A 6,013-nucleotide genomic window follows, 5' to 3' on the forward strand; every position below is an offset into this window, starting at 1 on the left:
ATACACCGTCATGTTGCGGGTTTCTTGGAGCGGAGCTAAGAGAACAATCTCATCCAAGCCGTCGCCATTGACGTCACCGGTGGCAATGTGCAGGTTTTGCTGCAACAGCCTCTCAGGAAAGGCCGTGACTGGGATGCGCGCCACTTCGCCAAGGAAGCGGCTGCCCGTAGTCCCGGCCAGGCCTTCTACCCAAAGCTCGAAGACCCAATAGCCCGTATATGAATGGTAGACGCTCAAGACAGCCACAGCGTCCTGGCGCCCTTCCACCGCCCCGCCAAAGTTGCCCTCGGCGGCGGCCACAGCAATGCAGTTCCGCCAGTTGCCCGTTGGGGTGGCGGGTTTGGCAGTGCCGAAGGTCTGGCCTGGCCGCCAGCCGTCTCCGACGATAATGGTTCTGTCGTCGTTGTTGAAGGTGTAGCCGGTGTACAGCTCATTGACGGTCATGATCTGGACCGCGTTGGTGCCGTAGGGTTGCTTGGCCGCCCGTTCTGCGGCACCGTCAGGTTCATCCAGCGTGTTCAACCGCAAGCGGTTGAACAGATCGGATTCGCTATAGATGTCCCCGTCCGCCGCCTGTGAGGTTAATGGGCTCATCACCACTAGCCCCGCCACCAGCAGGGCTCCGGCGGGCAAGACTGCCATGGCCTTGCGGAGGGACATGTTGGGACGAGACAATGACCCGAACCTGCGCCAATGAGTGTTGCTCCGTTGCATTATTACCCCATTCATCTTTCATTAAAGCCGCGTTGCTTTTCCTGCCACAGGCTGAATGGCTACCCGGTTTTCACTGCTCCAGGTAGGCTGGTTGGCATCTCCTGGCGAGGATAGTGGCAACGGCTCTGACCAGGCAAGGGACATAGACTCGTGGTCACATGTGACCAGCGCCACCAAAGCTCTCGATTTCGGCCGGGATTCTGTCCGCCTACCTGGTAAAATAGTCAAGACAATCTCCGGGACTGGTGGTCATGAGTGAGACAATTAAGCTTGGCGGTGGTGGTAGTACCACACGCCTGAACCGCGTGATGACCGCCACGGGGATTTCAGCCCGCCAACTGGCGAAGGCTTCCGGGCTGACCAACTCTATTATTTCTCGGTGGCAAAAAGGCGCGCGCCCTTTGACCACTCGCAGCGGTTCGGTTCACGTGCTGGCTGACGCGCTACTGGCGCTGGACCACGAAAACCAGCTGAGTGAACTACTGGCTCCTTACCGGACCAGCGGGGAAAGCGCCAAAGATGCACTGATCCGCTACCTGACCACGGATGACTTACCAGCCATGCCCCCAAGAGCGGCGCCACTACCGATCCAGAACAGTGGCGACTACATCACGGAGCAACAGGTCCTGCTGGGCGCAAGAGGCTTCCGCAGGGGCGTCTTACTGATGCTGGAATATGTGATGGACCTGCCACCCGGACGCCAGATTGTTGTGTGCGCCCATAACGGTTTTGGCCTGTTCTTGCACAATGTGCCGTTCGCCCTGTTGTTCCTCAAACGACTCGGCAAAGCCATTGAGCGAGGCACGTCATTTACCCTCATTAGCCGGCGAGGCTATGGCATGGAAAATGACGCACATTTCGCGCGGCTGTGGTTGGTGGCCCACCTGAAAGGCATTATGCGCAGCCGGTACTACGGCGGCGAGCCGCCCGCAGAATACTTTGTGGGCCTAATACCTGGATATTGGAGCGGGGAAGCCGAAAGGGATCCGACTGCCGAAGATGATTTGGTCTCTATCATGAGCACTGACCCACGGCATATCCGCAGGGCTACGGCGCATTGCGACGCATTCATGAACCGGAGCATCGCCGCTAGCCAGTATGAGTTCTTGACGCAACCCACAGGCAGCCAAGCAGACGCGCAAAACTGGCAGGCAGGCCCCCTTCCCAGATGGAATGAGCCTGGCGCCAAGGCGCCACAAGGGAGTCTTTCAGCCATTTGCCGTGTCCCGTCTATCGGGATAATGACCAAGGCCGAGTTCGCGGTGGTGCTTGGCAAAGACCAGCTGCCTGTCATGCCTGACTTCTTGTTCCGCGACCAAGGCGACTTTGAACTCGGGAAGCATCAAATCGTGCTGTGCCGCGACGATGTCCAAGACGGACTAGTCAGGCAACGGGTCCAAAACGAACCCTTGTCGGCGCTGCTTCACCGCCGGGCCTTCATTTCGCGTGATTCGCTGGCGGCCATGTTGGAGCGTTTGCTCGCCGCAATGAAAACCAACGACCAGTTCGAAGTGGCCCTGCTGCCGCGCTCCGCCTTCACCAAACTGGAGCTTGAGCTGGTGTGCTGGCAAAACAGCGCGTCAGTAGGCTGGCTGCAAGACGGCCGCCAAAGCGTCTTTGCCAACGACCCCATTACCAGCGGCAGCTTCCATGCCGCCATTGGCCACACCTGGGCCCGGCTGCACAAGGGCTGGAAACGGCAACCGCTCGTCATGCGCACTCTGCGCAAATGGCTAGCGGGCAAGGACCTTGGTCCACCGGAACCTGACAGTGTGATTGTGCAGAACTGGGATCCGTTGCCGTGAGCCCCAACCCAGCCCAGCCACGACGCAAGGTTTTGCGCCACGGTGAGGACCGGCATCGGACAACGGCACGGGCCAACCCAAGCCAACCCGGTTGACCGCAAGGCGCCGCTGGTGGCAGGTTTGGACGGTGGCGCACAGACGGAAGTGGTTTTCGCCCCAAACCAAAGCCAAGGCCGTCCGCGCGGTAGTCCTGCGCGGCGAGCCCGTGGCCGATGTGGCCTGGCGGTTCAGAGCCAGCGACTCGACCATCAGGCGTTGGGTTAAGGAAGCCAACCAAGAAGCACCCGATCTAATGGACCTCTACGCCAGGCGCTATCGCCAGCGCTTGGAGTTTCACAGCCGACACCTCCAGGCCGAAAGCCAACACCAGCTCCGGCGCCTTGGCCTGGGGGACTAGCCGGCAGGCCGGCATCGCCAAGTGGTTTTTGACCGTTTCGCGGGGTGGGCGGTACGCTAGAGCGTCTTTGCGTGCCTCACATCGAGGCCACGCAGCTGCGGGGACACCTGCCCGCAAAGACCCACCGAACAACTAGTAAGGCAAAGACTGTGCGCACGTTCACCCCGAAGCCCGGTCAGGTCGACCGGACTTGGCATGTCGTTGACGCCACTGACCTGGTGTTAGGCCGGTTGGCCAGCCAGGTGGCGACCCTGCTGCGGGGCAAGCACAAGGCGACCTTCGCGCCGCATGTTGACACCGGTGACTTCGTCATTGTGGTCAACGCCTCGAAGGTTGTCCTAACTGGCAACAAACTGCGCGACAAAATGGCCTACCACCATTCGGGCTATCCCGGTGGGCTCAAAGCCACGCCTTATGGCGAGTTGATGGCGAAGCGGCCAGAAGAGGTCATCCACAAGGCCGTGCGGGGCATGATGCCGAAGAATCGGCTATCTAAGGCCCAGCTACGCAAGCTCAAGGTCTACGCCGGCCCCGACCACCCTCACGCCGCCCAGCAGCCCGTTGCCTACGTCCCCAACCGTGTCGCGCAGAAAGCCTAAGGAACCAAGTTGAGCGAAATCGTCGAGCCTGAAGAGGCCCTGGATGAAGAGACTGTCTCGGAATACACCTCGGAAACCCCCAGTGATGAGGCCCGCGGCCAGTCGCTAGTGGCCCCTGGGCGGGCTTTGGGCCGGCGCAAAGAAGCCGTGGCCCGGGTGCGGTTGGTGCCAGGCAGCGGCGAATGGCAAATCAACGGCCGGTCGCTGGAGGACTATTTCCCTGGCAAGCTGCACCAGCAAGAGGTCCGTTCGCCTTTCACGGTGTTGGACATTGAGGGTCGTTTCGACGTGATCGCTCGGGTCGACGGCGGTGGCGTGTCTGGCCAGGCCGGGGCGCTGCGGTTAGGCATTGCCCGGGCGCTGAACCTGATTGACGAAGAACACAACCGCGCGACTTTGAAGAAGGCCGGCTACCTGACCCGCGACGCGCGCGTCACCGAGCGCAAGAAGGCCGGACTGAAAAAGGCCCGCAAGGCGCCGCAGTACTCGAAGCGCTGATCTAGTCCCGCAGGAGAGAAAATGCCTCGTCTATTTGGTACCGACGGGGTGCGCGGTCTTGCCGGCCGTGACATCTCGGCCACCCTGGCTTTGTCTTTGGCGGCGGCGGCCGCCCGTGAGCTCGAGTTCGAAACATTTGGTACGGCCGATGCCGGAACTGCGGCGGGCGGCAGCGTCGCGGCCGGCGGGTGCACAGTGCCGAAACATTTGAGAGCCATTGTGGGGGTGGATTCGCGCGTTTCTGGTGACATGCTGGCTGACGCTTGTGCGGCCGGGCTAGCTTCGGCCGGGGTTGATGTGGTCTTGGCTGGGGTCATGCCGACGCCTGGCCTGGCCTATTTGACCCACTCCCATGGCTATGACTTGGGCGTGATGATTAGCGCCTCGCATAATCCATTTGCTGACAACGGCATCAAGTTTTTTGCCGCCACCGGTTACAAACTGCCAGATTCGGTCGAAGACTTGATCGAGGCCCGTCTGAGCGACTCGTGGTCGCCGGCGGTTGGTCAAGACGTTGGCCAAATCCAAATCGACCTGTCTTTGGATGCTGACTACATCGACTATCTGGTAGGGACTGTTCCCTGCACGCTCGAGGGCGTCAAAGTGGTGTTGGACTGTGCCAATGGTGCCTCACACCGGGTTGCGCCCGAGGCTTTCCGTCGCCTGGGTGCGGAAGTTGTGGCCCTGGCCAACCAGCCCAACGGCATCAACATCAACTCTGGTGTTGGTTCGACCCATCCCGAGCGTCTGCAACGGGCGGTCGTTGGTCTCGAAGCTGATATGGGTTTTGCCTTTGACGGCGATGCCGATCGCTGCCTGGCGGTCGATTCGGCTGGCCAACTGGTTGACGGTGACCAAATCATGGGGTTGTTGGCGATTGGTCTGAAGGGTGAGGGTCGGTTGGCCAACGACACCCTGGTGACCACCGTGATGTCGAACCTGGGGTTGTTTAAGGCGATGGAGGCCGCTGGGATCTCTACGGCTATCACTGCGGTGGGAGACCGCTACGTGCTTGAATCGATGCTGGCTAATGGGCATGTGCTGGGCGGCGAGCAATCCGGCCACGTCATTATGTCCGAGCACGCCACCACCGGCGATGGCACCCTGACCGCGATCCAGGTGGCCTGCCGGGTCAAGCTGGCCGGCGTCACGCTAGCTGATTTGGCCTCGGTGGTGCAGGCCTTCCCCCAGGTGTTGATCAACGTCCCTGAGGTGGACAAGACCCGGGCTGGAACTGACCCGGCGGTGCAGGCCGCGGTGGCCGCAGCCGAATCTGAGCTAGGCGACACCGGCCGGGTGCTACTGCGCCCATCTGGCACTGAACCGTTGGTCCGGGTCATGGTCGAGGCCGCCACGGCCGAACAAGCCGAATCGGTGGCCCAGGGCCTGGTCGCTGTTGTGGCCAGCGAACTCGCCCTTTGACCGGCTCATTCGCCGCGACACCGAGCTTTGGCAGAAAATCATGCCAAAGCTCGACCTCACGGTGTATGTGCAGGTCAAGCGGCGGATAGCCGGCGCCGCCAACAAACCCGCACATCTCTAGCTAGCCCGGCCCTGTGCCAATCGCTCGGCCCAGCGGTGACTCCGGAATCGAGTTCATCCTGCACCGGACCGGTCACAATCGAGTTCATCCTGCACCGGACCGGTCACAATCGAGTTCACCCTGCACCGGACCGGTCACAATCGAGTTCACCTTGCACCGGACCGGTCACAATCGAGTTCACCTTGCACCGGACCGGTCACAATCGAGTTCACCCTGCACCGGACCGGTCACAATCGAGTTCACCCTGCACCGGACATCGATCTGGCGAAACCCCAGGTGGCGCGCGCATGTGACTCCGGCCAGCCTCAATCTCGTTTGCGAAGAGTCCGGCCGGCCTGGGGTTGACCCCTTAGTCCGGACACTGGTTTGTTTCGTTCCCTGGTGGGGATGGAACCGGAAGGATGTGTCTTATGGGATCAACCAAGCGTCGGGTCTTCACACCGGAGTACCGGCGTGA

General features: G+C 61.2%; 6 protein-coding genes. 5 read left to right on the forward strand and 1 reads right to left on the reverse strand.

Annotated elements, in window-relative coordinates:
* Positions 1-660: hypothetical protein (locus FWD29_09590; protein MCL2804182.1), on the reverse strand; the 660-nt coding region annotated here is incomplete at its 3' end.
* A 455-nt stretch (positions 661-1,115) separates the two neighbouring features.
* On the opposite strand from FWD29_09590, the gene FWD29_09595 reads away from it, so the two are divergent.
* The 5 genes from FWD29_09595 (at position 1,116) to glmM (ending at position 5,435) form a co-directional block, all read left to right on the forward strand.
* The gene (locus FWD29_09595; protein MCL2804183.1) at positions 1,116-2,519 is read left to right on the forward strand and encodes a hypothetical protein; all 1,404 of its coding nucleotides are present in this window, start codon (positions 1,116-1,118) and stop codon (positions 2,517-2,519) included.
* 127 nt (positions 2,520-2,646) lie between these two features.
* Positions 2,647-2,916, forward strand: coding sequence for a transposase (locus FWD29_09600; protein ID MCL2804184.1), 270 nt, complete (start codon positions 2,647-2,649; stop codon positions 2,914-2,916).
* 149 nt (positions 2,917-3,065) lie between these two features.
* On the forward strand, positions 3,066-3,515 hold the full coding sequence (gene rplM, locus FWD29_09605; GenBank protein ID MCL2804185.1) for a 50S ribosomal protein L13: 450 nt from the start codon (positions 3,066-3,068) through the stop codon (positions 3,513-3,515).
* Positions 3,516-3,524: 9 nt separating this feature from the next.
* Positions 3,525-4,013, forward strand: coding sequence for a 30S ribosomal protein S9 (gene rpsI, locus FWD29_09610; protein MCL2804186.1), 489 nt, complete (start codon positions 3,525-3,527; stop codon positions 4,011-4,013).
* Positions 4,014-4,034: 21 nt separating this feature from the next.
* Positions 4,035-5,435, forward strand: coding sequence for a phosphoglucosamine mutase (glmM, locus tag FWD29_09615; GenBank protein ID MCL2804187.1), 1,401 nt, complete (start codon positions 4,035-4,037; stop codon positions 5,433-5,435).
* Positions 5,436-6,013: the final 578 nt, after the last annotated feature.

The sequence above is a fragment of the Micrococcales bacterium genome (assembly GCA_009784895.1).
Taxonomy (GTDB): domain Bacteria; phylum Actinomycetota; class Actinomycetes; order Actinomycetales; family WQXJ01; genus WQXJ01.